The organism is Duganella sp. HH101 (genome assembly GCF_001758795.1).
GTDB lineage: Bacteria > Pseudomonadota > Gammaproteobacteria > Burkholderiales > Burkholderiaceae_D > Rugamonas > Rugamonas rivuli.
The window spans coordinates 36,491-63,213 of record NZ_LRON01000005.1 but is presented as its reverse complement, the minus strand read 5'-3'; the positions used below and the strand labels follow the sequence as shown (position 1 = coordinate 63,213).

The window sequence follows — 26,723 nt, the reverse complement described above, 5'->3', positions numbered from 1 at the left end:
AGTAAAAAACTCAGGCGGTGCGCCAGCGTTGCAAGCGCCGCTCGCACCACCAGCCCAGGGCGTTCAGCGCCAGGGAGACCAGGCAGGAACTGCCGACAATCAGCGTGGCCATGGCGGCGGCTGCGGCGGTGTCGCCCGAATCGTCCATGTTCAGCACCGCCAGCGACGCCAGTTCGGTATCCGGGCGATAGAGGAAGATCACGCAGCTCACCGTCGTCATGCAGGAGACGAACAGATAGCGGAACACGTTCAGCATCGATGGCAGCACCATGGGCAGGGTGACGCGAAGGCAGCACACCCACCAATGGCGGCCAAGGCTGCGGGAAGCGGCTTCGATCTCGCCGTCGATCTGGCGCAGCGATGTCGTCAGCGTCAGGTGCGCCGTGGTGTAGAAGTGGCTGATGCACGAGGCCACCAGCACCGTCATGCCGCCATACAGGCCATGCAACGGATTGGCCGGAGCGCTGAAGAACAACACGTAGCCTAATCCCAGCACCATGCCCGGCACCGCCATCGGCATGATGGCAATGGCGCGCGACAACGGCACGGCGACGCGCGACTGCGGCATCTTCTCCATCAGATAAGCATTCAGGAACACCAGCAGCGTGCCTGCCAGCGCGCTGGTCCCGGACAGCAGAAGGCTATTGCGGAAGGAACGCCAGCCGCCGCCATCCTGGTGTTCGAAATCGAAATGCGCCAAGGTCAGCTCGGTGTTGTAGGGCCACAGCTTGATGAACGCCGCCGCGACCGCAACGCCGGTCAGCGCCACCAGGAACAGCGCGACCGCGCCGCAGGCCGCCGACAGCACCGTGTCGCGCCAGGCGTTCGGTGCGGCGCGGTACTGCACCGAACGGCCGTTCATGGCGCCTTGCGCGCGCTTCGCCACGCGGCGCTCGATGACAAAGCTGGCCAGCGCCGGCAGCAGCAACAGCAGGCCGATGACGGCGCCGCGATTGAAGTTCTGCTGCCCCAGCACCTGCTTGTACGCTTCCAGCGCGAGCACATTGGTCTGGCCGCCGATCACCTTGGGCACGCCGAAGTCCGTCACCACCATCGTCAATACCAGCGTGGCGGCGGACACCAGGCCGTAGCGGGCATTCGGCAACGTGATGGTGAGGAAGCGCCGTAGCGGTCCGGCGCCCAGCGCCACCGCCGCTTCGTACAAGCGCGCATCCGCCACCGACAGCGCGGCGGTCAGGATCAGCAAGGCGTGCGGAAAAGTGTAGAAAGCTTCGCCCAGCACGATGCCTGGCGGGCCATAGATCGTCGCACCGCCCAGCCAGCCCTTGATCAGTCCCTGGTTTCCGAACAGGTAGACCAGCGAAATCGCCGGCATCAGCGACGGCGCCAGCAACGGCGACAAGGCGATCAGCCGCAGCCAGGGCTTGCCGGGGACGCGGGATCGCGTCAACGCAAAAGCGAACACGAAGGCGGCAGGCAGCACCAGCATCAACGTCATCACAGCCAGCTTCAGGCTGTTCCAGGCGGCGGCCTGGATGCGCTCCTCGGCGACGGTCCGCACAAGCTGCGACAGTCCGACAAATGCGCCGCTGCCGTCCTGCCCCGCCTTGATAAAAATAGCCGCCAACGGCAGCGCGACAAACACCGTCAACGCCGCCACGCACAGCCATTGCAACAGGCCGGCGATCCGCTCGTCGATGCCTTGCATGCCGGCGTCGAAGCGAACAAAGCGCGATACCGTCAATCCACTCATGCCGCACCATCGACGAAATAGCGCACCTTGTGCGGCGCGATCGAGATCGGCACGCGCTGGCCGGGTATCAGCAATTCATAGCCGGGTTCATTGCGCGCCACATCCGCCGTCAGTTCGACATGGCGGTCGGAGGCCAGCGTCAGCACGGCTCGCCGCACGCCGCCCAGAAAGTCCACGCGTTCCACGATCGCCATCGTCATCTTGCCGCCAGCCGACCAATGCGGCTCGACGCGGATATCCTCAGGGCGGCAGAACGCGGTGGCGGCGCGCGCCCCGAGCGGCAAGCTCAATCCAAACGACAGATCGCCCGCCGTTACAAGCCCAGCTTCGTTCTGGCGCACCGGCAGCCAGTTGGCGCGGCCGACAAAATCGGCGACAAAGCGCGTGGCCGGTTCCCGGTAGACCTGCTCCGGCGTTCCGGCCTGCTCGATGCGGCCATGCGACATGACGGCGATGGTGTCGGCTATCGCCAGTGCCTCCTCCTGGTCGTGCGTCACCATGATGGCGGTGATGCCCAGGCGGCGCTGCAAGGCCCGCAACTCCTGCCGCAGATTGTCGCGCACCCGCGCATCCAGCGCGGACAGGGGTTCATCCAGCAGCAGAAGGCTGGGCGACGTCGCCAGCGCCCGTGCCAATGCCACGCGCTGCTGCTGTCCACCCGACAGTTGTGCGGGATAGTACTCCTGCTTGCCGTCCAGTTCCACCATCTGCAGCAGCTGCGCAACGCGCGCGCAGCGCTCCTTGCGCGGCAGCTTCAATGCATATGCCACGTTCTCCGCCACCGTCAGGTTGGGGAACAAGGCGTACGACTGGAAGACAATGCCGTAATCGCGTTTGGCCGGTGGCAGGATGCCGATATTCCGCCCGCCCATGACGACCACCCCGCCATCCTGCGCCTCCAGTCCGGCGATCACCCGCAGCAGCGTCGTCTTGCCGCAGCCGGAGGGGCCAAGCAGGCAAAGGAACTCGCCACGCCGCATCGTCAGGTCGATCTGGTCCAGCACCAGGGCCGAGCCGAAACGCTTGCTGACGCCTTCAATGCGCAACCAGTCCGCCTGCGGCGACGCGAGTTCTGGCGCGGACAACGGGAAATCGCTCTGCTTCATGTTCCTGCCCTTATTTCGGCTCTGCCTTGCCGTCGTAGCGACGGGTCCATTCGGCCAGGATGCGTTCGCGCTCGCGCGCAGACCATTTCAGATCCTGCTTGATCAGCAGCGTTTCGTAGCCGGCGGGGATGGCGGGGTGCGGCTTGGTAATGCCCGGATACGCGACGATGGCGAAGTTTTTCGCAAACAGTTCATTGGCCGCCCGCGATGCCGACCAATCGGCCAGCTTGCGCGCCGCTTCCTGGTTCTTGCTGCCTTTGAGGATGGCGGTCGCCTCGATGTCCCAGCCCAGGCCCTCTTTCGGCAGCACCACGTCCAGCGGCGCACCGCCCTCCTTCAGCTTGGCGGCGCGGTACTCGAACGAGATCCCGACGGGGAATTCGCCGGCCGCCGCCTGTTTACACGGCTTGGAACCGGAGTGCGTGTACTGGGCGATGTTCTCGTGCAGCTTGTCCATGAAAGTCCAGCCCTCCTTTTCGCCGAACAGCGACAGCCACGCGGTCACGTCGAAATAGCCGGTGCCGCTGGAAGCAGGATGCGGCATGACGATCTTGCCCTTGTACTCCGGCTTGAGCAGATCCTTCCACGATTCCGGTTTCTTCAATCCCAGCTTGGCCGCTTCCACCGTGTTGAAGCAGATCGCCGCGCCCCACACATCCATGCCCACCCAGCTCGGTGGCACGGCGCTGTCGACATAGCGCTTGGACAGCTTGTCGACATCCTTGGGCGCATACGGTTGCAGCATGCCTTCCTTGTCCAGCAACAGCAGCGCGGTGGCGGCCACGCCCATCACCACGTCGGCCTGCGGCGCGGCTTTTTCGGCCAGCAGCCTGGCGGCGATGATGCCGTGCGAATCGCGCACCCATTTGAGCTTGACGTCCGGATTGTCGGCTTCGAATTTCGCTTGATAGGCTTTCAGCTGGTCCGCCTCCAGCGCGGTGTACACGGTCAGCGTGGTGTCGGCATGCGCCGCCAGCGCGCCCATGGACAGGACGGCGGCGAGCGACTTGCGAATAGTTGAGACGGACATCTGCAGCTCCAGAAAGTTGAACGAGAGCGCCATCTTAGCCACCGAATATGACGGCTCAATGACATCTAGATGTCTGTATTTTTATTTTGATCTCGATATTTAGTCGTCTAGACGTCACGATCTTGTAATAATCGGCGATTAAGCTTCGGCGCTCAGGCATCGGGCCTGGCATGGGCACCTCTTCTACTCTCATCGGGAATCAACGGAATGAACAAACAACTCCTGGCCGCGGCGCTATGCGCGGGCTGCGCCGGCGCCGCGCTGGCGCAATCGAACGTCGCCATCTACGGCGTGCTGGATGTGGGCGTCGCCACCGTCTCCGGCGCCACCGCCGGCAGCTCTGGCTTCAACGGCAACGACACCAAGATGCAAAGCGGGACGCTGCAAGGCAGCCGTATCGGCTTCAAGGGCGCCGAAGACCTGGGCAACGGCCTGTCGGCCATCTTCACGCTGGAATCGGGCATCCTGGCCGACACCGGCGCGTCCGACCAGGGCGGCCTGCTGTTCGGCCGCCAGGCCTTCGTCGGCATCAAGAGCAGTACGCTGGGCGCGATCACGCTGGGCCGCCAATACGGACCGGAATACCTGGCGTGGAAACTGGTGGAGCCGATGGACGACGGCTTTGCCGGCGCGGGCAGCAATCTGTTCGCCACCAACGGCAAGCGCATCAACAACGCAGTCAAATACACGACGCCCACCGTCGGCGGCGTCACCGCCGACGTGCTGTATGGATTCGGTGAAGTGGCCGGCAACAACGCCGCCTCGCGCGACATCGGCGCGTCCATCACGTATGCCGGCGGCCCTGTGCTGTTCAAGGCCGGTTACAACACGCTGAACAACGCCACCGCCAGCGACAAGGCGACCAACTATGTCCTCAGCGGCAGCTACAACTTCCAGGTGCTGAAGGCGATCGTCATCTACGGCAGCAACAAGGGAAGCGGCAGCACCGACAATCGCGACCTGCTGCTCGGCGCATCGATCCCGTTCGGCGCCCACACGCTGCTGGCGAGCTATATCCGCAAGGACGACAAGAGCAGCGCCGACAAGGATGCGCATCAAATCGCAGTGACCTGGACCTACGATATGTCCAAGCGCACCATCGCCTACCTGTCGGCTGCGCGCATGACCAACAAGAATGGCGCCGCTTATCATACCTACAGCGCCACGCTGCCTGCGGCCGGACAGGCCGGCGCGGTGGCTGGCACCCGCGAATTCAACGTCGGCCTGCGCCACGCTTTTTGATTTCTTTATCCGCACGGGGGCGGCCGTCCCCGTGCCTTACCGTGCACAATATGATCATTCGAAAAGCCGTCATCACCGACCTGCCCCGCCTCGCCGAGTTGTTCTTCCAGCTCGGTTATCCCAACACCATTGCCGATCTCGAACAGCGCTGGGATGAATTCAACAGCCGCGATGCCGATTGCTGGGTTGCCGTCGACGATGGCGCGGCCATCGGCGTGGTGACGCAAAACTACGTGCTGCCGCTGAACACGACGGCGCAGTATGCGGTGATCAGCGCCTTCGTCGTCGACGAAAAAATCCGCCGCAGCGGCGCCGGCACCGCCCTTATTCGACGCGCCGAGCAGGAAGCAGTGGCGCGCTGCTGCAGTCATACGGAACTCTCAAGCAGCATGCGCCGGCCGCTTGCGCACCTGTTTTATGAGCACTATGGATTTGTCGAAGTCCCCAAGCGCTACGTCAGGGAGTATTTCGCCCGCGCGCGTGAAAATCGTCAAACACCGGAATAATCGCCAGCGACAGCAGCGCCAACGCCAGCGGCACGGTGACGATGAAGCCCAGGTATTTGAAGCCGAAGGCGCCGGCAAGGCCGCCCAGCAGGAACATCGCCAGCAAGGAGCCCAGCAAGCGCAGCTTGCCCCGGTCTGCGACGACCTTGTCCGCCGAATCGCCGTTCCAGAAAAACAGCTTACCCAGTTCGATGCCGATGTCCGTCACCAGGCCGGTGACATGGGTGGTGCGGATCTCGGCACGCGATACCTTGGTGACGATGGCGTTCTGTAGCCCCATGACAAAGCACAGCAAGGCGACGATGGCCGATATCTGGCCGGAAGCGTCCAGGCGGGCGCCCATCAAACCAAAGCACAGCAGCAGCGCCGCCTCCACGATCAGCGGCAGCGCGTACTGGCTTTGCGCGCCGCGCCGCCGCCCCCAGTTGATGAGGATCGCGGAAACCGCAGCGCCAAGCACAAAGGCCAGCAGCGACACCACGCCCGCCGCGAGAAGGCGCACCTCGCCCAGCGCGGCGTTGTCGGCCAGCGAGGAGACGATGCCCGTCATGTGCGACGTGTACTGTCCCACTGCGAAAAAACCGCCGGCATTGACCGCGCCGGCCACGAAGGCCAGCGAACGGCCAAGGCGGCGGTTGCTGATATCGGTGCGTTGCGGGCTGGTTAAGGCACGCAGATAGTGCATAGGCATGGTCGGCCTCCCTGTGCTGTCGGCCAGACCATTGTATGCCATCGCATCACTTGAGCATCATTTGAGCATCATTTGAGCGTCACATTCCAGTTCTTCTCCACGCACTTGGTGTAGTTGCCGGCGATGAGGGCGCTGTACGGCGTTTGATAGCTCACCAGCTGGCACTGATAATCGCCGCCGCTGTTCCAGTTCTTCTCCCAATAGATGTTGTAGGCCGCCGAACTGGAACCCGTGAAGCGCTGCATGTTGGCACACGACAGCTGCTCGCTGCCGACGTTCCAGCCGATATCCGCCGCGAACTGCTTGTAGTAGTCGATGCGGTTCTGCGCTGCCGCCTTCTCCGTGCCGGTGCCGCATTCGGCGTTGATGATCATGATGGTGGTAGCGAAGTTGTTGCCCGCACCAGCCGCCTTGTCCGCAGCATTCGGCACCCACGTCCCGTCCAGCACATGCAGCATCGATGGCTTGGGCGGTTGCGGGTAGACGAAGAAGAACGTCGCCGAGGCGAGGTTCAGCCAGGTCGACGCCACCAGGTCGGGATTCTTCAGCAGCACCGACTGGTCGCCGTTGTACATCACCTGCGAGAACGGGCCGTAGTTGTAGTTGTACGAGAGCTGCTTGGCGCCGCGCCCGTAGTACTTCTTGAAGCTGCCGTCGGCGTTCTTACCGCAGGTCCAGACGGTGTTGAACACCGGGTCCGCGCATTCGACGTTGTAGCCGCAGTTGGTGCCGGTTTCGTCGCAACCCATCTCGCGCAGATACTTCAAGCCCTGGCGCCACTGCGGCAGCGGGATGCTGGCGTTGTGGTCGCCCGTCTCCTGCGCAAAGTGGGCGAACATCGTCGCCAGCGTATGGCGGCAGATGGCGTCCGCATCGCGGCCGTCGGTGTAGTCGCCGCACACCGCCGGGAACTTGGCCACCGCCTGCAGGAAGCGGCCGTACGTGTAGCTGGGCTCACGGATGCCGAAGTAGTAGTCCCACTTGGCCGACGTCAGCAAGCGCTCCACCCGCTTGACGTTGGCCGGGTTGGCCGCAGCGCCGGGCGATACCGCGTCCACCGCTGCGTTGTCCAGCGTGCGTATCGACGCCTTCACCGTGCGGAAGAAGTCGTTGTTGGTCAGCTGCGCTTCGCGCGCCTCCGCCTGGGCCTTGGTCGGCACGCCGCCGGGTTGCGGCGTGCCTGGATCAGGCGGTTGCGGATCGGTGGCCTCGCCGATGTACTTCCACGGCCCCCAGGTATCGGTCGGATTGGGCGCGGTGCCCTGCACCCACCATTTGGCCTCGTACTGCTTGCCCTGGTAGATCGCGCACATGCCGGTGGTGTAGACCGCAGTGGCGGTCCATGCCGGGCATGCGCTGGCGGCGGCGGTGGAGATGCCGCCGGAGAGCACGCGTGGCGCGGTGCTGCTGGCCTGATCGCCGCCACTGCCGCCGCCACAGGCGGACAGCAGCAAAGCGCTCAGCACAGCGATGCTGTGAACTGATTTCATCGCATCCCCTTATTTCAACGCGACCGGCAGGCCGGGATACTCGTCGCTCAAGGCGTAGCGCACGCCGCTCACGGTGATCACGTAGGCGGACGGCCCGGAAATCGGCAGCGAGTAGTTCAGCGTCAGCGACACCGATGCGCCAGGCGCCAGCGACTGCCACGTCGGGATGGTGAACTTGGCGTGGTTGAAGTTGGCCTTGAAGCCGCCGATGTTGTTCGGCCCCGTGTAGCCGGCCTTGGTGACGGTCAGGCCGTAACCCGATTGGTCGCTCATGTTGGCGGGCGCCGATACCGGATAGTCGAACTCCACCACCGAGCCGCCCGGGATGGTGACGGTGGTGTTGTTTGTCAGCGTCATCACAGGGTTGATCGGGTAGTTGCTGTCGCCGAGCTTCCAGCCGCCCAGAGTGATGGACACCTTGGCGCTGCTGGCCGGGATCGGCGATTCCGCACGCAACGCGCCGTAAGGGCTGGCGGTCTTGAAGGCGTTGTAGATGTTGGTCGTCAGCGTGTAGCCCATGAAGTACTCGCCTTTGCCGCCGTTCTTGCTGGCGTCCCAGGCGTAGTCGCCTGCCAGTTCCCAGATCATGATGCCGCCGATGCCCTGGTCGATCACGTACTGGGTCTTGGCTGCCATCGATTGCGCCGTCTCGGTGGAGATGAAGACTTTGCGGGTGGCGTTCCACAGCCACGGCGCGGCCATGGTGGCGCTGTAGTTGGCGGTGTAGGTGCCGGTGATGGTTTTCTCGGTGACGCCATAGACATCCAGGTAGTCCGGCACGATGGCGTTTTGCAGGTTGAGCGCATGCCACAGCGGATTGCCGCCGCCTGGTACAGGCTTGCCGTTGGTATCGAGGTCATACCAGACGTTGTCGATGCCGACCGCGCCGGTGCCGCAGGTTTTGACGCCGGCGCAGGTGACGGTGTCGTTCACCAGCGGCGTGGTGCCCCACAAGCCATTGGTGCCGCCGGTGACATCCTTCCAGCCGCGCGTGTAGTACGGCACGCCGACGTTGATGCGGCCGGCCTGCAGTGCGCCACGGTAGTAGCGGTATGCCCAGTCGACGTTCAGGTAGCCGATGCCGCCGTACGAGTAGGCGTTGCCGGCGCGGAGTTCGGCGTCGTTGCCATCATCGAACAGCGCGGCGTTCGGGCCGACGTACTGGTTCCAGCCGCCGTGCAGGTCATAGGACATCAGGCTGGCGTAGTCGAGGTACTGCAGGCCGGAGAGGTTTTCCTCGCCGCGCAGTATCCAGCCCGATGCCGAGCCGGCGATGGTCAGCATGTAGTACTTGTTGTCGGCGACGGCTGCGGTGTCGAGCTTCTGGCGCACGGTTTTCAGCAGCACGTTGTAGCTCTTCATCAGGCCCGCCAGGCGTGGCTTGGAGAGGCCGAAGTCGAGCGGGTTGCCTGCTTCGTTGTTGGTGGTCGGGTGCTCGTAGTCGATGTCGATGCCGTCGAAGAAGGTGTATTGACGGAGCACGGCCACCATCGAGTCGGCCAGCGTGTTGATGCCGGTGGTGTTGAGCGAGCCGTCTGCGTTGGTGGTGGCGGTGTAGAAGCCGCCGCTGCCTGCCCAGCCGCCTACGGACAGCATCACTTTCACGCCGGGGTAGCGCTTCTTGTACTGCGCCAGCAGGTTGAAGTGGCCCTTGTACGGCAGCGACGGATCCATCGCGGCGGCGGGGATGGTCGGCCAGGTCAGGCCGGTGTCGGGGTTGTTGGCGCCGGTGCCCAGTTGCACCTTGGCGCTCGCGTCCACCGAGGCGAAGGCGTAGTTGATGTGGGTGACTTTGTCCCACGGGATGTTGTTGACCAGGTAGGCCGGCGTGTTGTTCGCGCCCGTGCGCCAGCTGGTGAAGTAGCCGACGATGCGGCGGTTCAGGCCATTGGCCAGTTTCTCGCGGCCGTTGGCGTCGTACACGCCGCAGTAGTTCACGTTCGGCACCGGCGAGGTCAGGCCATCGGGCCGGCATGCGACCGGCGTCGGCGTAGGAGTTGGTGTCGGCGTAGGCGTCGGGGTTGGAGTCGGAGTCGGAGTCGGAGTCGGAGTTGGAGTTGGTGTAGGCGTTGGAGTTGGCGTTGGAGTTGGCGTTGGCGTCGGGGTAGGCGTAGGCGTCACGGATTGCAGCGCCCATGGCCCCCACTCCTCGGCGCCTGGCACGTTATTTTGGGTCCACCATTTGGCCTTGTAGGTATTGCCGCTATAGGTCACGCACATGCCGGCAGTGTAGATCGCGCTGGACGACCATGCCGGGCAATCGGCGGTTGCGGCTGCGGTGTGCAAGCCGCCCAGCAGTTTAGGCGCAGGCGTTGCGCTCTGGGGATCGGAACCGCCGCCGCAGGCAGCAACGGCGCTGCCGATCAGCGCCAGCATCAAAAGGTTATGTCGCATTTTGTCTCCCGTATTTTAGAAATCGTGATTGTTCGGGTAATGGCTGTAGAAATCGTTGTCCCACTTGAAGTGGGTGGCAGAGATGGTGATGGTGATATCCAGCGCTTCGACGAAGTGCCACCAACCGACGGGCAGGAACAGGATTTCTCCCGGTTCCAGCACGCAGTCGATGACCGGCACGTCTGCCATCATCGGAAAACGCTGCAGGTCGATGTTGCGTCCATCGACCGGAGTAAAGCAGTGACGCTGGTTGTACAACTTGGGCGTATCGCAAGGCGCGATCAGCCGCACGCGTTTGCGTCCCGCGATCTGGATCATGAAGTTGTTGGTCAGGTCATGATGGAACGGCGTGATGGTGCCGGCGGGACCAAACCAGAAAAAGCCCCGCCCTTCCGGCGTCAGATAGTCCGTCAGCGGTGGCGCGTCGGCCATCAACTCCTGCAGCGACTCGCGATTCTGGCCGTCGTTATTGGCCGTCATGTAGAAATCGTTGGTATGGCCGCTGTCGCGCACCAGCGCCACGTACTCGCCGAAACGCATGCGGCGCTTGTGGGACAGGCTGTTCATCTCGTAGTCCGGATCGGCGCTGCGGCCGAACTGCACTTCCACCATGCGATCGCCCAACTGGCTGCCGAGATAATCCAGCGTCCACTTGCTGCGGGCCGCGCAGTCCTCCAGCATGCCGGTGATGATCACCGGCTGGTTGCGCAGGTAGTGCTGCTCCAGGAACTCCGCGGCGGAAAGGCGCTCCCGCCGCGGCACCACGGCCGGCGCCAGCCGGTTCAATTGCGACTGGATGCGCAGCACCCAGTCCCGCTTGGCCAGCCGGTTATGCAGACGCGATACGCCCTGCAAGTAAGGGCTGCGCAGTGCGGAGGCGATCTCCGCGTGCGCATCCCTCGCCCCGATGCCGGACTGGATCAGGATGCCGGCCAGCGTATCCGGCCGGCTGCCGAGGATCAGGTTCTCGGCGATCCAGCTGCGCCATGCGTCGCTGACGCCGATGGTTTGGACAGCGGCATGGCGCTTCATGGCTTAGCGTCCTTTCCAGACGGCGCTGGTCAGGGCGCCGTTGGCGTCGCCGTCCAGCTCCCACGAGAAGGCGCCGCGCAGGCCCTGGTCCTTCATGTACTGCATCTTGGTAGCGATCACGGTCGGATCGTCGTAGCTCCACCATTCGCCGGTGCCGGTGTACAGGAACAGCTGCTTGGTCTGCGGATGGTACCAACGCGTGCCGGACTTGTTGACCAATACCTTGTAGTCGTCGATGCCGGCTTCGTAGGTGCCGGCCGCGCCGCCGGTGGTGGTTTGATACAGGCCGTTGGCGTTCGGTCCTGCGGCTACGCCCTTCCATCCACGTCCGTAGAACGGCACGCCGAGCAGGATCTTATTGCGCGGCATACCGGCTGCCACCAGCGCCGTGACAGCGTCGTTGGTGTTGTACTTGGCGAGGACGCCGGTCGCGGGATCGGCCGGATCGTGGTACAGCGGCGAGTGGAAGTTGGTGGTGCTCTCCCAGCCGCCGTGGAAGTCGTAGGTCATCAGGTTGACCCAGTCCATGTACTGCGAATACAAGGCCGGTTCGGTCTGGGCGATCTTCTCGGTGCCGGCGCCGATGGCGGCCGTCAGCGCATAACGCTTGCCGTCGATGGCGCCCTGCGCATCCAGTTGCGCGCGGAACTCCGCCATCAGCAGTGTGAAGTTATGCTTGTCGTTGACCGCGTCGACCGTGTTGTATGGCTGGCCGCCACCGCCCGGGTATTCCCAGTCGATGTCGATGCCGTCAAACACGCCCTTGGCGGAGCCTGCGCCGCCACGGCCATCCTGCACCGGCAAGTCGCCGGCGATAAACATCTTCACGCAGGACTTGGCCAGCTGCTTGCGCAGCGCGTCGGTCTTGGCCGCAGCGGAGAAGTTCTTCGACCAGGTCCAGCCGCCCAGCGAGATGAACACCTTCAGGTTCGGGTGCGCGGCTTTGAGCAGCTTCAGTTGCAGGAAGTTGCCGGTCAGCGGAGCGTCCCATGGCACGGTCTTGCCGTCCACGGTGCGGACAGGCTGGCGTTGGTAGTCGGCGTAGGCGTCGCCGCCGGTGCCGGCTTGCGGCGAGGTCGGCGTGTCGTTGCCCACTTCGGCGCGCGTGACCATGTCGCATTCATAGCCGCCGTTCTTGGCATAGGTGTTGCCGAAGGCGTAGTTGATGAAGGTGAGCTGGTCGGCCACGCTGGTCTGCACGCCATTGACCGGGGTCTTGGTGGTGTGGATGTCGGCCACTTCGTAGCTGCGGCCATACACGCCCCACTGCGCGAAGTAGGAGCCGATTTCGCGGCCGCCGACTGGCGTAGGGGTCGGCGTTGGCGTTGGCGTTGGCGTTGGCGTTGGCGTTGGCGTTGGCGTTGGCGTCGGCGTTGGCGTCGGAGTTGGGGTAGGCGTCGGAGTTGGGGTAGGCGTCGGCGTTGGGGTAGGTGTCGGCGTCGGTGTAGGCGTTGGGGTAGGCGTCACGGCTTGCAGCGCCCATGGTCCCCATTCCTCGGTGCCTGGGACGTTATTTTGCGTCCACCATTTGGCTTTGTAGGTGTTGCCGTTGTAGGTCACGCACATGCCGACGGTGTAGATCGCGCTGGACGACCATGCCGGGCAATCGGCGGCTGCGGCGGCGGTTTGTACGCCGCCCAGCAGTTTCATTTGTGGTGTGGCGGTGGTGGAGCCGTCGCTGCCTCCACCGCAAGCCGCCAGCATGCTGGCGATAAGGCCGAGTACGGCCGCATTTCCCTTGACTGCACGTTCCATGCTTTCTCCTCCTGGGTTGGTGAATCTATGCTTTTATTATTTTTTCAGGATGGAGCTTAAAAAATTGGTAGTCAAGTGGTTTTGTTTTATTACATCCAATCACATACCAGTTTCAAAATAGGAAGAGTAATTGCAGCAAGAATAGATATGGAACTTGAAAGAGATAGTGAGCACACACTAACCAGCAAAAGCAGAAAATCCGGCCCCCAGCGACCGGACTTTCGAATGTCTCAAATTGAACATTGTGTTATTTGACGAATACCAATTTTCGGCTGATGCGAAGTGGTACGGGTCAGGTGCCGGTGGCCAGTTCCGGTAAAACCGCGCGCGCGACGCCGTCACGGACTTCGACGATGCGTGCTTGTTGCTGTGCGCCAAAACTCATCTTGTAGCAAACCTGCCCATCCCGCGCGGCGGTGGGCAACACCATCAACAACTGGAACGCGCTCGGCTCTTCTTCCACGGTCGGGAAAATCGCCGGCAGGCCGGCCAGCACGATGGCTTGCAAGGGATGCTCGCCCTCGATCTCGGTGTGGTGCCCGCGCACCGAAATGCCGGCGCTTTCGCCGCCGTCGAACGCCACCCGCGCATGGCCGATCACGCTGTCGTTGTGGGCGTTCACGACCAGGTTCAGGCGCAAAGTGGGACGGCCTTCGCCCGCGCTGGTGACTTCATACACTGCTGTAAATAATTGACTCATGGTACGTCCTAACGAATAGAGATGAAACATGAGTCCACTGTAGCGGCAGGTCGCAAAACCTGCCTTCCGAATACCTTCCGGTTGATAAGTTATTGTTTACATGGCAGATTTATTTGAGCTCAGCGCTTGGGCAACTGCCAGTCCGGCCGGATGAAATGGCAGGTGTAGCCGTTGGGAATGCGCTGCAGATAGTCCTGATGCTCCGGTTCCGCTTCCCAGAACGGCCCCGCCGGCACCACTTCGGTGACGACTTTGCCCGGCCACAGGCCGGAAGCGTTGACGTCGGCGATGGTGTCCTCGGCCGTCGCTTTCTGTTGCTCGCTGGTGTAGTAGATTGCCGACCGATAACTCGTGCCGATGTCGTTACCCTGCCGGTTGCGGGTGCTCGGATCGTGGATCTGGAAGAAGAATTCCAGGATCTTGCGGTAGCTGATGACGGCCGGATCGAAGATGATTTCCAGCGCCTCGGCATGGGTGCCGTGGTTGCGATAGGTGGCGTTGGGCACATCGCCGCCGCTGTAGCCCACCCGCGTTGCCAGCACGCCCGGGTATTTGCGCACCAGGTCCTGCACGCCCCAGAAACATCCGCCGGCCAGGATGGCTTTTTCAGTAGTCGTCATGTTCTATCCTTTTGTGTGTATCCAGTTAATTTAGTGACGTTCGCCGTTTCTTCAAGCCGCGCAATCGCCGCACAAGTGGGCTATAATTTATCGCAGGAACTGCCAATTGCATTCCGTAACTAAGTGCCCAAAACCGCGGCACCCTTAGCCCCCCGGCCCGGACCCAGCCGAACGACCAGCAACCGTCATCGTTGCTTACTTTTTCGTTCAACATCATGGACCAGCCCACCATACCCCCACGCATCCTGATCGTCGACGATAACGACGCGGCGGCCGATATCGCAGCGGAGCTGCTCGGTTTGTACAACTACAAGACGGCGGTGGCCTACTCCGGCGCCGAAGGCTTGCAAACGGCCATGGCTTTCATGCCCGATGTGGTCTTGCTGGACCTGGGCATGCCCGGCATGGACGGCTACCAGGTGGCGACGGCATTGCGGGCGATGCCGGCGTTCCAGGACGTGGCGCTGATCGCCTTCACCGCCTGGGACGATCCGGCCACGCTGGCACGCACCCGCAGCGTGGGCTTCGACCAGCATATCACCAAGCCATCCAGCCTCGACGAGATACTCAACGCCATCCACAGCGCCAGCGCCATGCGCGGCGGCTTCCACCAGAAGACGGCCTGAACGTTGTCAAATTGAGTACACGGCGGGCTTTTGTGCTACGCTTGGGCGCTACTGTTTATCGTCACGGGAGTCGCCCATGCAAATAGAACGTCGTTCGCGTCCAGACCGCGCCAAGGCCATCGCCGTCAACGCCGGCCTGGCCCTGCTGGAAACCGCCGGCCGCGAGGCGGCTGCCACTTTCCTCGAAGATGCAGGCGTGCCGCTGCCGGTGATCGCCCGCGTGCTGTCGGAACCGGACAAGCGCCGCGCCGCCGACCTGCGCTAGTCGCCCCCTAGCGGTGCGAAGGCCAGTACCACAAATCCTTTTGCTGCAACGGCGTTTCAGCGGGCAGGTCGGGATTCGGCAGTTCCAGCACCACGCGATGGCTCAGGTCTGCGCGGCGGATGAAGTCGGTGTTATATGAGCGGAACAGTTTGTCGAACGAGCCGTCCTTGCGCGCCTGCCGCAAGCCCGCCTCCAGCGCGGCCGCCAAGGCCGGGTTGTTCTTGTTGACGAAGAAGTACACCGCCGCCGGATAGTGCAGCGCCAGCGTCATCTCCACCACCTCCCCTTGCGCCGCATGCTGCTCCACCTCGCCCCAGACCTGACGTATCGAACGAGGGAAATAATCGAAGCGCTTCACGGCCAGCATGGCATGCAGGTTCTCAGCGGTGGCGCCCGTCACCACGTCCAGGCCGCTGGCCTTGAGCACCGTGGTATCGGCCCAGTCGTAGCCTTGCCCGATCTTGAATTGCCGCAGCTGGTCGAGCGTGCGCACGGCCTCGAATTTGGCGCGGTCCTGCGCATTGATGGCGCCGATGCGCCAGCCGGCCAGGCCCATGTCCAGCGGGATGCGCACCGGCAGCAGTTGCTGCTCGCGCTCGCGGGTCGTCATGGCCCAGATCACGTCGACATTGCTGCCGTAGGCCAGCTCGTGCACGGCGCGGCCCTTGATCGCCTTCACATCCCAGGACTGCAGTTTGTAGTCGACGCGGGACTTGCTCATCGCCAGTTCCAGCATCTTGACGAAGTAGCCCCGGTCCAGCTCGATCTGCGGCTGAGGATAGGCGACACGCATGGGTTCGGCGCGGGCCGCCCATGCGGACCAAGCCAGCACGCAGCCGGCTAGCAGGCTCAGAAAATTGCATCTCAGGCTACATTGCATCATGCACAAAGAATAGCACAGAGTATTGTTATGCAACCATCAATTACAGCCTGAGCAGCACGCGGCCGAAAGCCGTATCCGTATGTTGGCCGGGCAGCCGGGGATCGATCGCGAAGCGGCAACCCTGCAGATAGGCGGCCGCCTGCTCCACCACGTCCGGCGCCTGGCCGTTGGGCTCGGCGACCACGCGGATCGGCGCACCGTCGCTGTTCACCAGGAAGCGCAACAGGATGCCGTCGCTGCCGCTGGGCCGGCGGTCGGCATCCCTGAATGTCTGGAAGCGCTCGGACGGCTGGCAGCTGCCGGCCACCAGCATGGGGCGGATCACCGGACCGTCGCTGAACTGCCATACGTACTGCATCGGGAACGACGTGCCGTCCCTGGCCTCGTCCAGCCGGGGCTGGAACACGCAGCGCGAAATGCCGTTGATGGCGGCATCGTCGAGGATTTTCCAGCCGCTGCTTTTGGACACTTCCGGATGCACGACCTTGCCGTCCTCGCCGATGCGGAAGCGTATCGTCGTCACGCCTTCGATCTCATAGCGACGCGCCTCGTCCGGCCACTGCGGTTGCGCGCAGGTGGCCGGGCTGACCAGCGCCTTGAACGGCGCCTGGCCGCGCTGCTCGGCGTGGCTCATCAGATTAAGCAAGCCCAGCACGCCGGCGATGGCGGCAACGGAGAGGAGTTTCTTGTTCATCGGGCGATGATAGCAGACGCCATCCGCGCGGCGTCGCCATCATGCCCTCTGGTATGGAATCACAGCTCGCGGGCAAGGCGGATGCCGGGTTTAGCGTTCGAGCAGGGCCAGATCGCCCTGGGCGTAGCGCGCACCGTGCACGCTGTCGCCAACGAAGATGGCGTCGAGCACGGCCAGCTCGGCCGCGCCCAGCGTCACTGCGGCGGCGGCGGCGTTCTCCTCCAGGTGGCGGATCTGGCGTGCGCCCGGGATCGGCACGATGTGCTCGTCCTGCTGCAGCAGCCAGGCCAGCGCCAGTTGCGCCAGCGTGATGCCGCGGCCTGCGCCCAGCTGCTGCAGTTGGCCGATCAGCGTCAGGTTGCTGCGCATGGCCTCGTCCTGGAAGCGCGGCAGCGTACGGCGGAAATCATCCTGCGCCAGGCCCTCGGTGGAGGTCATCGCGCCGGTCAGGAAGCCGCGGCCCAGCGGGCTGTATGGCACGAAGCCGATACCCAGCTCGCGGCAGACCGGCAGCACATTGCCCTCGGGGTCGCGGCTCCACAGCGAGTATTCGCTTTGCACGGCGGCGATCGGATGCACGGCATGGGCGCGGCGCACCGTGGCGGCCGACACTTCGGACAGGCCCAGGTGGCGCACCTTGCCTTCGCGAACCAGCTCGGCCATCACGCCGACCACGTCCTCGACCGGGACCGCTGGATCGGGGCGGTGCTGGTACAGCAGGTCGATGGTGTCGATGCCGAGGCGCTGCAGCGAGCCGTGCACCGCTTCGCGTATATGTTCGGGGCGGCTGTCGACGCCGGCCATGCGCTGCACGCCGTGGCCGTGCGGCAGGATGCGGAAGCCGAACTTGGTGGCGATCTGCACCTTGTTGCGCACGCTGCGCAGCGCCTTGCCGACCAGTTCCTCGTTGGTGTAAGGGCCGTAGACTTCGGCCGTGTCGAAGAAGGTCACGCCCAGGTCAACGGCGCGTTCCATGGTCCGGATGGATGCCGCATCGTCGCCGCCGCCGTAGGCGAAGCTCATGCCCATGCAACCCAGGCCGATGGCCGATACCTGCAAACCACCACTACCTAATTTCCGCTGTTTCATTCTTTGCTCCGTTCGTGATCAATGGTGAAAATGATACGTTTGCTCTATCATCTATACAATCGTCAGGAAACCACTTGAACCAATGAACGGAATTCAGTAATACACCCTATGCGGCACGACCTCAACGAGTTGGAAATATTTGTCGCCGTCGCGCGCCACCGCAGCTTCCGCAAAGCCGCCGAAGAACGCAACGTCACCGCCTCATCGCTGAGCCACGCCATGCGCGCGCTGGAGGCCAGGCTGGGCATACGCCTGCTGAACCGCACCACGCGCAGCGTCGTGCCCACCGAGGCGGGTCAGCACTTGTTCGCACGAGTCAGCGGCGTAATACAAGACCTGGAACAGGCGCTCGACGAAATCAACGGTTTCCGCGATACGGTCCAGGGCACGCTGCGGCTGAACGTGCCGCGCCCTGCGGCCAGGCTGCTGCTGGCGCCGATGCTGAGCGGCTTCCTGAAGGTGCATCCGGGCGTGAAGATCGAAGTCATCACCGACGACCAGCTGGTCGACATCGTGGCGCAGGGCTACGACGCCGGCGTGCGCTTCGGCGAGAGCCTGGCGTTGGACATGATCGCCGTGCCGATCGGTGCGGCGCAACGCTTCGCGGTGGTGGCGGCGCCGGAATTTCTGGAGGTGCATGGACGCCCCACCAACCCGCTCGACTTGCGCGGCCTGCCCTGCATCGGCCGCCGCTTCCCGAGCGGCGTGATCTACTCGTGGGAGTTCGAACGCGACGGCAAGAACCTGACCGTCAGCGTCGACGGCCCGCTGGTGCTGGACGATGACGAGATCATGCTGGATGCGGCAAGGGATGGCGTCGGCATGGCCTTCGTGCATGAGTCCTATGCGGACGAGGATATTCGCCAGGGAAGACTGGTGCGCCTGTTCGAGGACTGGTGCCCGGCCATGCCGGGCTTCTATTTGTACTACCCAAGCCGCAAGCACATGTCGGCCGCGTTGCGCAGCTTTGTCGATTGGTGCATCAAGTACCGGCAGGATGAGGAAGCTGCCGGGTCGGCTGCGGCCTGATATCGGACCGCGCCGATTCAATCCGGCGCAAGCAGCGCGACGGCATCGGCGCCCGCCGCCTGGCGCAGCGGACAGGACGGATCGTTCGCCGCGCGCCATACCGCTTGCGCCACGTCCGCTGCGTGCGTGACCTCCGCCGATAGACCCCACGCCTCGAAGACGCTCTTCGCCAGGCCGGCGTAGGCCTCGGGAATCGCATCCTCCATCCGCGCTTTAGCGTTCTCGCCAAATCTCGTGCTTGGCGCACGTCCCGGCAGCACCAGGTGCACCCGCACATTGAATTGCTGCAGCTCCAGCGCGAGCGACTCGGTGAACGCATTCACCGCAGCCTTGCTCGCCGTGTACACCGACAACAAAGGCAGCGGCATCAAGGTCACGCTCGACGTCACGTTGATGACCACACCCGCCCGCCGCAGCCTGAACTGCGGCAGCACCGCCTGGGCCATCGCGATGGCGCCGAGCGTGTTCGTTTCGAAGACAGCGCGCGCGGTGGCCATCGGGATGCCCTCCAGCGCGCCCAGCACGCCTATCCCCGCATTGTTGACCAGCACGTCGACCGGCCCCGCCGCCTCCACCGCGCGGCGGACGCTGTCGGCATCGGTGACATCGAGCGCGATCACGCGCAGGTGTTCGGAACGCGGCAGCACGTCCTCGCGTGGCGCACGCATGGTGGCGATGACCTTCCAATCGCGGTCGAGGAAGTAGCGGGCGGTTTCGAGGCCGAAACCGGATGAGCATCCGGTGATGAGGACGGTTTTCATGGCGACTCCTGTTGAGTGGTTTTCAGTAGACCAACTATAGTTCGCCCCCATCGGACTTGCTACAATCAGGAGTCCACATTTAATTAGCGATAGTCCAGATATGATAGATCCGCTCGCCGAGGTCGTCGCGCTGCTGCAGCCGCAGGCCCGGTTCTCCAAGGTCGTCAGCGCCGCGGGTTCCTGGCGCGTGCGGCGTTCGGAATCCGGACAGCCCTTCTACTGCGTGATCCTTGAAGGTGCGTGCCGCCTGAAGGTCCATGGACAGCAGCCGATCCCATTGCAACAAGGCGACTTCGTGCTGATCCCGTCGGCATACGGCTTCACGATGACCAGCATGAAGCCGCCGCCAGCGAAGCAGCCGGATACCCCGCCCGTCCAGTTGCCAAACGGCGCGTTCCGCCACGGCCCGCAAGACGCGCCGGCCGACACGCAACTGCTGGTGGGCTACTGCACCTTCGGCTCGCCCGATGCGGCCTTGCTGGTTTCACTGCTGCCGCAACTGGTGCATGTGCGCGGCGAGCCGCGGCTGTCCACCATTGTGCAGTTGGTGGGAGACGAATCGCGGGCGGCAAGGCCGGCGCGCGAGGTGATACTGGCGCGGCTGCTGGAGGTGCTGCTGATCGAAGCGCTGCGATCCGCAGCGGGGACGGCCACGTCGCCGGGCCTGCTGCGCGGCCTGGCCGACGAGCGCCTCGCCGTCGCGATACGACGCATGCACGAAGACATGGCCATGCCGTGGACGGTGGCGCAACTGGCGAAGGAAGCAGCCCTGTCGCGCTCGACCTTCTTCGAGCGCTTCAGCCGCGCAATGGGTGTGGCGCCGATGGCGTATCTGCTCACTTGGCGCATGGCGCTGGCGAAGAACCTGCTGCGGCAGCAAGAGGCAGGCATTGCCGAGGTTGCCGAGCGCGTCGGCTACGGATCGGCCAGCGCGTTCAGCGTCGCCTTCAGCCGCCATGTCGGCCTGCCGCCGGCGCGTTATGTGCGAGAGCAGATGGTTTGATCCGCGTACTATTGGGGATCTTGTGTAGCCTAGGAGTGAAGTATGAAATTACGTTTCGCCATCCCGCTGCTGGTGTTAGCGATGTCATCCAGCATGGCCGCCGAATTGCCGGCCGCATCACGTGCGGAAATCGACGCGCTGTTGAACCGCCTGGGCAGCTCGGGCTGCCAGTTCAACCGCAACGGCAGCTGGTATAGCTCGGCCGAAGCCAAGGCGCATCTGACGAGCAAGCTGAACTACCTCATCGACAAGAAGAAGGTCGAAGGAACGGAACAGTTCATTGCGCTGGCTGCCAGCACCAGCAGCATGACCGGCAAGGACTACCTGGTGAGATGCGGCACGGCGCAGCCCATGCCCAGCAGCGCATGGCTCAAGACCGAACTGCAATCTATCCGAACCAAGTCAGTATTTGGCCAGATACAGTAACGCAGCCGAAGATAAAAAAATCCGCCGCTCCCATGAGGAACAGCGGATTTCTTTACCAAGTACGATCAGGCCGCCGTGGGCGCATGCGCCTTGCGTTTGCGCGCCACGCACCCTACCAGCGCCAGGCCGCCGAGCAGCATGGCGTAGGTTTCAGGCTCCGGCACCGCCAGCACGTCGCCGTTGCGCACCGCCATGGCGCCGATCAGCCCGGTCTGCGGACCTTCGGCATTGATGCCCGCGAAGAAGCTGAAGGCGTAGGCGTAGTCGCCGTGTGTCGCATGCGCGCCGGACAACCAGACCATCGCGGGAACGCCGTCGGCGCCGCCGAACGGTCCTTGAAGATGCGTGCCCGTCTGCGGATTGCCGTCATGATCGAACGCAGGCTGGCTGCCCAGGATATCGTAGTACAAGTGCGCCGCATCGGAACCTATGCCCTTGACGGTGCTGGGATAGTAATCGGAATCGTACACGCTGCCTGCGGACGGCAGATGCCATCCGGTTAAACCGCCCCAGTTGAGGCTGGCCCAACTGTTGGCCTGGGTGAAGGTCATCACATTGGCGCCGGTGGTGGTGCGCAGCCAGGTGATGTCGTAATCGGCGTCGTACAGGTAGACGGCGTTCGCATCGTTGGCCGAGACCGCGTGGAAGGACTGGTCGCGCCCGGCCAGGGGCGTGCCGGCCATGGCTGGCAAGGCGGTGGCGGCCAGGACCAGCGCGGCAGCGATGGTGCTCAGTTTTTTGTAGTGCTTCATTTTAAATTCTCCAGGTTGGAACAGCAGATGAGGACGCCAATCCGGGCGTACGCGGTGATGACTTCATGCGCGCTTGGCGCGTCGTCCGACGATGCCGAGCAAGCCCAGGCCGGCGCACAGCATCGCGTAGCTGGCCGGCTCCGGCACCGCCGTCACATTGATGTTGTCCACCTGGACGTAGCTCTGGCTCAGCAGATTGCCGGTGAGGACGACCGACGCCAGATTGGTCCAGCCTTCGAAGTCGACCGGCGTCAAGCCCCCGCCGTTGTGCGCCTGCACGAAGCCCGAAACAGTCGAGCCATCGGCAAACACGCCCTTGATGCCCATCTTGACGTCGTTGCCGGCGTAGTCGCCCGGCGAAAATTCCAGGCTGTTGAGGTTGAACAGCGCGGCGTCCTGGCGGCGGAACGTGACCGCGTTGATCTCGGTGTGGGAGACGATGTCGTGCGGCGCGAATTTCAGCACATTGGTGCCGTTGCTATACGGCTGGACGCCGCCGCCGATCAGCTCGTAGTCTATCGCGGTGAAGACGAAGCCCTGGGTGGTGAAGATGGTCGGCCGCACGGCGACACTGGCCAGGTCGGCGTTGTCGAAGGTGATGGTGTCGGCGAATGCCGGCGGCGCGCCGCAGCCGGCGGCGAAGGCCAGCGCGTACAACATGGGTTTGATGGAAGATTGCATGACGGTTTCCCCGGTGGTTGATGTGGGATGGCGGTGTTCGCCATCGGCCCAGCCACTGTAGTCACCGCCGGTCAGCGGGGAAATACGGAAATCACCGTATTTTTTGTCAACACATCAACGTTGAGGGGATGAAAACGGCGAAGCAACTGCCGCGTCCCGGCGTGGACGCGATGCGCAGCGCATAGCCGCACTGCTGGCAGAGGTTCTTGACGATGAACAGGCCGAGGCCGAAGCCCTCGCCCTGGCCGCCCTGCTCAAACGGCTGCAACAGCCGCTCGCGGGCCGGCGCGGGAATGCCAGGCCCGGTGTCGAACAGCTGGATCTCGACGCCGCCGGGACGGCGCCGCGTGCCGAGCACGATGCGCCCGCTGGACGTGTGGCGCACGGCGTTGGCCAGCAGGTTGGCAAGGATGCGGTACAGCAGCAGCGACGAGCCTGTCACCCGCACGTCGCTGGCGCGCACCGACAGGCGCAAGCCCTTGACGCTGGCCTCCGCCTGGAAGGCTTGCCCCAGCTGCCCGAACATGGAGGTGAGCACGATGGGCTCGGGCAGGCGCTGGTCCTGCCGCGCCTGCTCAATGAGGTCCTTGAGCAGGGACTGCGCATAGGCCAGCGTGGTGTCGATATGCTCGGCGATCGGGCCTTGCTGCGGCGCCAGCGCGCTGAACGCCAGCCGCAGCGAGGCCAGCGGCTGGGCGATGTCGTGGCTGGCCGTCGCCAGGCGCAGCAGGCGCTCGTTGGCTTGCTCCAGGGCCGCCAGCTTGGTTTGTTCGGCCAGCAGCAGCTGCTCGGCCTCCGCCAGGCGCAGCAGGCGGCTCTCGGCCTGGCGCGCATTGAACTTCTGGAACTGGCTGACGACGGCCGCGCCGAACAGCAGCGTCTCGACCAAGCCGCCGAATTTCGGGAAGGACAGCACGGAAAACAACGGCACCAGCCGCACGCCCAGAACGACGAAGACAAACAGGATCAGGGGGATGAGCATCAAGATCGACGTGCCCAGCAAATAAAAGCGCGCCGCTTCGATGCGCTGGCGCACGCCGATGAACGCGACCACGCAGCCAAATCCCGAGTAGGCCAGCATTTGTATCGTCAGCAGCGTATCGAGTTCGTAGAGCAGGTGCGCGGCGACCGTCAGCGCGCATACCGCGAGCAGCACCCTGTGCCAGCGGAGCAGCCGCGGCATGCGCGTTCGCATCTGCATGAAATCCATGGCGAAGCCGATATGCGCCATCAGCGACAGTCCACCCAGCGCTCCGGGAGCCAGCATATTCCACGCTGGCGCGGCGGGCCACAGGAAGGCGAAGTTATATCCCTCGACCTGGCCGACGAACAGTATATTGGTGAGCACGATGGCGCCATACATGCGGTAGCCCAGCGCGCGCTGGCCGCCGAGACCGAGCACGGCAACCGGCACCATCGCCAGCATGATGCCAACCACCAGGCCGCTGAACAGATGCGACTCGGTGTCGCTGGCGTTGAGCTGGTCGGCATTCCACAGGCGTGCCGACATCAACATCTTGCCATGGCTGTGGTAATACACATACACCGTGGCCGCGCCGGGCGCCAGCGACAACGGCGCCATCAGGCGGCGATGCTGGACGGGCCGGTCGGCATAGGTGCTGGCGGCGCCGAGGGCCAGCACGCTGCGCACCTGCCCGCCCTGCTGCTGATAGACCTGCACGCGGTAGGCATCCGGAATGCCGATGTCGAGCAAATACTTGCCGCCGACGGTGGATAAATCGATGCGGTACCACTCGCCGCCAACCAGCGTGGGCAGGCCGAGCGCCGTCAGGACCTGGGCCGCCTGCGCATCCGCGAGGACGTGCACGCATCCATGCAAGCCGGTCTGCCCGCCGGTGGGCTCGGCGCACACCTGGGCCGGCGTGGGGGCGGCGCAGCAGCACAACAGCAAGGCCATCCAGAGAGCGCGTAGGCGCACCGCCGGCAGGCGTGATGTGAAGAATCTGGAAAACAATGATGCCCCCGAAGATGTTATCATTATTCTATCACCGTTTCCGATAGTCATCTTTATGAACATCCTGCTGGCAGACGACCACACCATATTCCGGCAGGGGCTGAAATTGCTGCTGGACAGCCAGGAGGGCATGCGGGTTGTGGCCGAGGCCGCCAGCCTGGATCAGGTGCAGCCGGCGCTGCAACAACAGGCGATCGATTTGCTGATACTCGACTACCACATGCCCGGGGGCGAATCGTCGGCGACGCTGGGATATTGCAAGCAGCGCTACCCGGAGCTGAAAGTGATCGCGCTGACCGGCACCCATTCGGGCATCGTCCTCAAGCAGTTGCGGGATGCCCGGGCGGATGCGGTGCTGCTCAAGGATTGCTCCGGCCCGGAGTTATTGCGCTGCATCGCGCAGGTGATGGATGGCAAGACGGTGGTCAGCGACGCGGTGCAGCAGCAGATCGCTACCTGCAACGAGCTGTTGACGGCGCGCGAGCTGCAGACGGTGCAACTGATTTACCAGGGCTACGCCAGCACCGATGTCGCGGCCCAGCTGAACCTGTCGGCCAAGACCGTCGACAAGCACAGGGAAAACGTCATGCGCAAGCTGCAGGTGCACAACGTGGTCCAGCTGATCCACAAGCTACGCCTGCTTAAGCTGGTATGATTTATATCGTTTATATAATATCCAGAAACCTCCTCCAAATCCCCTCCCCTGCTTCGCCCGCGTAGGGCCTTCAAAATATCCCGCAAAGAAACAAACCGGACATGGCGTTTCATGACGGTTTATGACCGGATCCCAGCCAAGAGCCGAACGGAGCCTTATAGTCGTTGGGCCTGTTTGCCGGGCATCCCGTTCTTTTCCTTTCACACTAATGCGGAGCGATCTCATGATGAAGAAGCTACTGAAACAAAGAATCTTGCTGGGCCTGTTGGCAACGCTGACGGCCAACCTGGCCGTCGCCGATGACGACACCTGCAAGTTTTACCCCAAACAAGGCGGGCTGATCGAAGAATACGTCAAGCCGACCCCGGTCGAGGATGCGAATGGCAGGGAGCTGATTGAAAAGTTGGCGCCCAACGATATCGTGGCGGTCAGCCTCCTGCCATTCATCCAGGACGGGGTCGTCCTGGCGCGCGAAGGCGGCGATACCTGGACCATACGCCGGGCAAGCGAGTCCAGCAAGAAGTCCGCAGTGTATGCATCCGTTCACGGCCCGTCCAACGTGGCCCAGAAGTGGCTGAAGGACTATCATCGCGCATTGAACACGACCCTCGCCGAGAGTCTGCGCCGTGGCGTGAAGATCAATATCGTCAGCCAAGGCAGCTGCAAATAGAGCGCTTGAAGACGGGGCCGCGGCAACGGCCTCGTTGCTCGTGCTTCGTCAGAAACGGTCAGGTGGCACGGAAAACCGCCACGTAAGCTGAGTCCTCAAACTAACCTCGGAGGGCTACATGGCTATGATGGCGAATCTCGAAAACGTGGTACGGGCGATTGCGGGCTCGATCATGGATGCACAGAACTTGGTGGAAAAGGCGCAGGTGGCGAACATCAGTTCCTTCTTCGATCGCGAACGCCGGCCGGTGGTCATCGACCTGGAACTGCCGGCCATCCACAGCAGCGCCGCCGACAATGAATTTTATCTGTACCGGCTGCCGCTGATTTCGCTGGTGCCGCACAGCGCGCTGATCATCGGCGAAGCGGAGATCGAGATGGACGTCGAACTCGGCGCCCTGGCCGAAGCGGACCCCGCCGCCGCCGATCCCGACGCGCTGCCGCCGGACGGCTTCGACCAGCAGTCCACCAGGCCCAGCCTGATGGTCAACCCCGAAACGGGCGGCCTGGCCAAGAAGAGCGGCAATGCTGCGCACATCAAACTCAAGCTGGTGGCCGCCGAGAAATCGGAAGGGCTGGCACGACTGATCAACGATGTCGTCAAGGGCCAGGGCTACACGCCCGTGGCGGCCTTGTGATGCGCCGCGCGAGGAGACTGCCGTGAGCACCGAACGATTCAATCTCAGCGAAGTCCGCTTCATCAAGCGCATCGTGGTGGGCAACGACCATCCGACCAATATGCGCACCGAGGCCGAAGTGGAAGAAGCCATGGCCTTGGTCAACCGCTGCCTGCAAGGCACGCCGCGCGGCCATATCGTCGGCATCGAAAAGAACTTCGGCCTCTACACCATCGGCGAACACCAGGTGGTGCTGCAGTACGCGGTCTACAACATCGGCTTCAACCGCAAGCCCATGTTCTTCGACTGAGCGCCATC

The 26,723-nt window shown here is 63.5% G+C and carries 28 protein-coding genes; 11 read left to right on the top strand and 17 right to left on the bottom strand.

Annotated elements, in window-relative coordinates:
- Positions 1–10 precede the first annotated feature (10 nt).
- From DUGA2_RS09920 to DUGA2_RS09910, 3 genes are read right to left on the bottom strand one after another with little or no spacing between them, the layout of a single operon-like run.
- Positions 11–1,714 carry a putative 2-aminoethylphosphonate ABC transporter permease subunit gene (locus tag DUGA2_RS09920; RefSeq protein ID WP_229214654.1) on the bottom strand — a complete coding sequence of 568 codons (1,704 nt, stop codon included), beginning with the start codon at positions 1,712–1,714 and terminating at the stop codon, positions 11–13.
- A complete protein-coding gene (locus DUGA2_RS09915) occupies positions 1,711–2,820 on the bottom strand; it encodes an ATP-binding cassette domain-containing protein (RefSeq protein WP_070269147.1) in 1,110 nt (369 codons plus the stop codon). Before DUGA2_RS09915 ends, DUGA2_RS09920 begins: the two co-directional genes overlap by 4 nt.
- A gap of 10 nt (positions 2,821–2,830) precedes the next feature.
- The gene (locus DUGA2_RS09910; protein WP_070269363.1) at positions 2,831–3,850 is read right to left on the bottom strand and encodes a putative 2-aminoethylphosphonate ABC transporter substrate-binding protein; all 1,020 of its coding nucleotides are present in this window, start codon (positions 3,848–3,850) and stop codon (positions 2,831–2,833) included.
- Positions 3,851–4,057: 207 nt separating this feature from the next.
- Here DUGA2_RS09910 and DUGA2_RS09905 point away from each other — a divergent pair, with 207 nt between their 5' ends.
- Positions 4,058–5,092 carry a porin gene (locus DUGA2_RS09905; RefSeq protein ID WP_070269146.1) on the top strand — a complete coding sequence of 345 codons (1,035 nt, stop codon included), beginning with the start codon at positions 4,058–4,060 and terminating at the stop codon, positions 5,090–5,092.
- A 50-nt stretch (positions 5,093–5,142) separates the two neighbouring features.
- Entirely contained in the window at positions 5,143–5,598 is a 456-nt protein-coding gene (locus DUGA2_RS09900; protein ID WP_070269145.1) for a GNAT family N-acetyltransferase, read from the top strand.
- Here the strand turns inward: DUGA2_RS09900 and DUGA2_RS09895 are convergent.
- From DUGA2_RS09895 to msrA, 7 genes are all read right to left on the bottom strand, one after another.
- Positions 5,549–6,289, bottom strand: coding sequence for a YoaK family protein (locus DUGA2_RS09895; protein ID WP_070269144.1), 741 nt, complete (start codon positions 6,287–6,289; stop codon positions 5,549–5,551). The genes DUGA2_RS09900 and DUGA2_RS09895 overlap by 50 nt on opposite strands.
- Before the next feature lie 68 nt (positions 6,290–6,357).
- Positions 6,358–7,779, bottom strand: coding sequence for a glycoside hydrolase family 19 protein (locus DUGA2_RS09890; protein WP_070269143.1), 1,422 nt, complete (start codon positions 7,777–7,779; stop codon positions 6,358–6,360).
- A gap of 9 nt (positions 7,780–7,788) precedes the next feature.
- Positions 7,789–10,173: a chitinase C-terminal domain-containing protein gene (locus tag DUGA2_RS09885; RefSeq protein WP_071658892.1), complete on the bottom strand. Its 2,385-nt coding sequence runs from the start codon at positions 10,171–10,173 to the stop codon at positions 7,789–7,791.
- 15 nt (positions 10,174–10,188) lie between these two features.
- Complete coding sequence (locus DUGA2_RS09880; RefSeq protein WP_008451715.1) at positions 10,189–11,205, bottom strand: cupin-like domain-containing protein; 1,017 nt, start codon at positions 11,203–11,205, stop codon at positions 10,189–10,191.
- A 3-nt stretch (positions 11,206–11,208) separates the two neighbouring features.
- Positions 11,209–12,960 carry a glycosyl hydrolase family 18 protein gene (locus tag DUGA2_RS09875; protein WP_071658891.1) on the bottom strand — a complete coding sequence of 584 codons (1,752 nt, stop codon included), beginning with the start codon at positions 12,958–12,960 and terminating at the stop codon, positions 11,209–11,211.
- 292 nt (positions 12,961–13,252) lie between these two features.
- Positions 13,253–13,660 carry a DUF1842 domain-containing protein gene (locus DUGA2_RS09870; protein ID WP_070269141.1) on the bottom strand — a complete coding sequence of 136 codons (408 nt, stop codon included), beginning with the start codon at positions 13,658–13,660 and terminating at the stop codon, positions 13,253–13,255.
- Between the two features lie 119 nt (positions 13,661–13,779).
- The gene (gene msrA, locus DUGA2_RS09865) at positions 13,780–14,280 is read right to left on the bottom strand and encodes a peptide-methionine (S)-S-oxide reductase MsrA (RefSeq protein WP_070269140.1); all 501 of its coding nucleotides are present in this window, start codon (positions 14,278–14,280) and stop codon (positions 13,780–13,782) included.
- Between the two features lie 215 nt (positions 14,281–14,495).
- Here msrA and DUGA2_RS09860 point away from each other — a divergent pair, with 215 nt between their 5' ends.
- Positions 14,496–14,906: a response regulator gene (locus DUGA2_RS09860; RefSeq protein WP_070269139.1), complete on the top strand. Its 411-nt coding sequence runs from the start codon at positions 14,496–14,498 to the stop codon at positions 14,904–14,906.
- A gap of 76 nt (positions 14,907–14,982) precedes the next feature.
- Positions 14,983–15,171 carry a hypothetical protein gene (locus DUGA2_RS09855; protein WP_008451721.1) on the top strand — a complete coding sequence of 63 codons (189 nt, stop codon included), beginning with the start codon at positions 14,983–14,985 and terminating at the stop codon, positions 15,169–15,171.
- A 7-nt stretch (positions 15,172–15,178) separates the two neighbouring features.
- Here DUGA2_RS09855 and DUGA2_RS09850 read toward each other — a convergent pair whose 3' ends face one another.
- From DUGA2_RS09850 to DUGA2_RS09840, 3 genes are all read right to left on the bottom strand, one after another.
- Entirely contained in the window at positions 15,179–15,964 is a 786-nt protein-coding gene (locus tag DUGA2_RS09850; RefSeq protein WP_168167487.1) for a transporter substrate-binding domain-containing protein, read from the bottom strand.
- 130 nt (positions 15,965–16,094) lie between these two features.
- On the bottom strand, positions 16,095–16,748 hold the full coding sequence (locus DUGA2_RS09845) for an energy transducer TonB (RefSeq protein ID WP_070269138.1): 654 nt from the start codon (positions 16,746–16,748) through the stop codon (positions 16,095–16,097).
- 90 nt (positions 16,749–16,838) lie between these two features.
- On the bottom strand, positions 16,839–17,837 hold the full coding sequence (locus DUGA2_RS09840) for an aldo/keto reductase (protein ID WP_070269137.1): 999 nt from the start codon (positions 17,835–17,837) through the stop codon (positions 16,839–16,841).
- A gap of 108 nt (positions 17,838–17,945) precedes the next feature.
- Between DUGA2_RS09840 and DUGA2_RS09835 the strand changes: the two genes are divergently transcribed.
- On the top strand, positions 17,946–18,866 hold the full coding sequence (locus DUGA2_RS09835; protein WP_070269136.1) for a LysR family transcriptional regulator: 921 nt from the start codon (positions 17,946–17,948) through the stop codon (positions 18,864–18,866).
- Between the two features lie 17 nt (positions 18,867–18,883).
- Here the strand turns inward: DUGA2_RS09835 and DUGA2_RS09830 are convergent, their stop codons facing one another.
- A complete protein-coding gene (locus tag DUGA2_RS09830) occupies positions 18,884–19,627 on the bottom strand; it encodes an SDR family oxidoreductase (RefSeq protein ID WP_070269135.1) in 744 nt (247 codons plus the stop codon).
- A 100-nt stretch (positions 19,628–19,727) separates the two neighbouring features.
- Between DUGA2_RS09830 and DUGA2_RS09825 the strand changes: the two genes are divergently transcribed.
- Both DUGA2_RS09825 and DUGA2_RS09820 read left to right on the top strand, forming a co-directional pair.
- The gene (locus tag DUGA2_RS09825; protein ID WP_070269134.1) at positions 19,728–20,630 is read left to right on the top strand and encodes an AraC family transcriptional regulator; all 903 of its coding nucleotides are present in this window, start codon (positions 19,728–19,730) and stop codon (positions 20,628–20,630) included.
- 42 nt (positions 20,631–20,672) lie between these two features.
- Positions 20,673–21,056: a DUF5329 domain-containing protein gene (locus tag DUGA2_RS09820; protein ID WP_070269133.1), complete on the top strand. Its 384-nt coding sequence runs from the start codon at positions 20,673–20,675 to the stop codon at positions 21,054–21,056.
- A 65-nt stretch (positions 21,057–21,121) separates the two neighbouring features.
- Here the strand turns inward: DUGA2_RS09820 and DUGA2_RS34435 are convergent, their stop codons facing one another.
- The 3 genes from DUGA2_RS34435 to DUGA2_RS09805 form a co-directional block, all read right to left on the bottom strand.
- Positions 21,122–21,808: a PEP-CTERM sorting domain-containing protein gene (locus DUGA2_RS34435; RefSeq protein ID WP_070269132.1), complete on the bottom strand. Its 687-nt coding sequence runs from the start codon at positions 21,806–21,808 to the stop codon at positions 21,122–21,124.
- 63 nt (positions 21,809–21,871) lie between these two features.
- Complete coding sequence (locus tag DUGA2_RS09810; protein ID WP_070269131.1) at positions 21,872–22,489, bottom strand: PEP-CTERM sorting domain-containing protein; 618 nt, start codon at positions 22,487–22,489, stop codon at positions 21,872–21,874.
- A 106-nt stretch (positions 22,490–22,595) separates the two neighbouring features.
- Positions 22,596–24,407, bottom strand: a complete 1,812-nt coding sequence (locus DUGA2_RS09805; protein ID WP_070269130.1) for an ATP-binding protein — start codon at positions 24,405–24,407, stop codon at positions 22,596–22,598.
- Between the two features lie 112 nt (positions 24,408–24,519).
- Here DUGA2_RS09805 and DUGA2_RS33995 point away from each other — a divergent pair, with 112 nt between their 5' ends.
- The 4 genes from DUGA2_RS33995 (at position 24,520) to DUGA2_RS09785 (ending at position 26,715) form a co-directional block, all read left to right on the top strand.
- Positions 24,520–25,119, top strand: coding sequence for a response regulator transcription factor (locus DUGA2_RS33995; protein WP_070269129.1), 600 nt, complete (start codon positions 24,520–24,522; stop codon positions 25,117–25,119).
- A 223-nt stretch (positions 25,120–25,342) separates the two neighbouring features.
- Positions 25,343–25,789: a hypothetical protein gene (locus DUGA2_RS09795; RefSeq protein ID WP_141753226.1), complete on the top strand. Its 447-nt coding sequence runs from the start codon at positions 25,343–25,345 to the stop codon at positions 25,787–25,789.
- 118 nt (positions 25,790–25,907) lie between these two features.
- On the top strand, positions 25,908–26,426 hold the full coding sequence (locus DUGA2_RS09790) for a DUF2589 domain-containing protein (RefSeq protein ID WP_070269127.1): 519 nt from the start codon (positions 25,908–25,910) through the stop codon (positions 26,424–26,426).
- A 22-nt stretch (positions 26,427–26,448) separates the two neighbouring features.
- Positions 26,449–26,715 carry a hypothetical protein gene (locus tag DUGA2_RS09785; RefSeq protein WP_070269126.1) on the top strand — a complete coding sequence of 89 codons (267 nt, stop codon included), beginning with the start codon at positions 26,449–26,451 and terminating at the stop codon, positions 26,713–26,715.
- Positions 26,716–26,723: the final 8 nt, after the last annotated feature.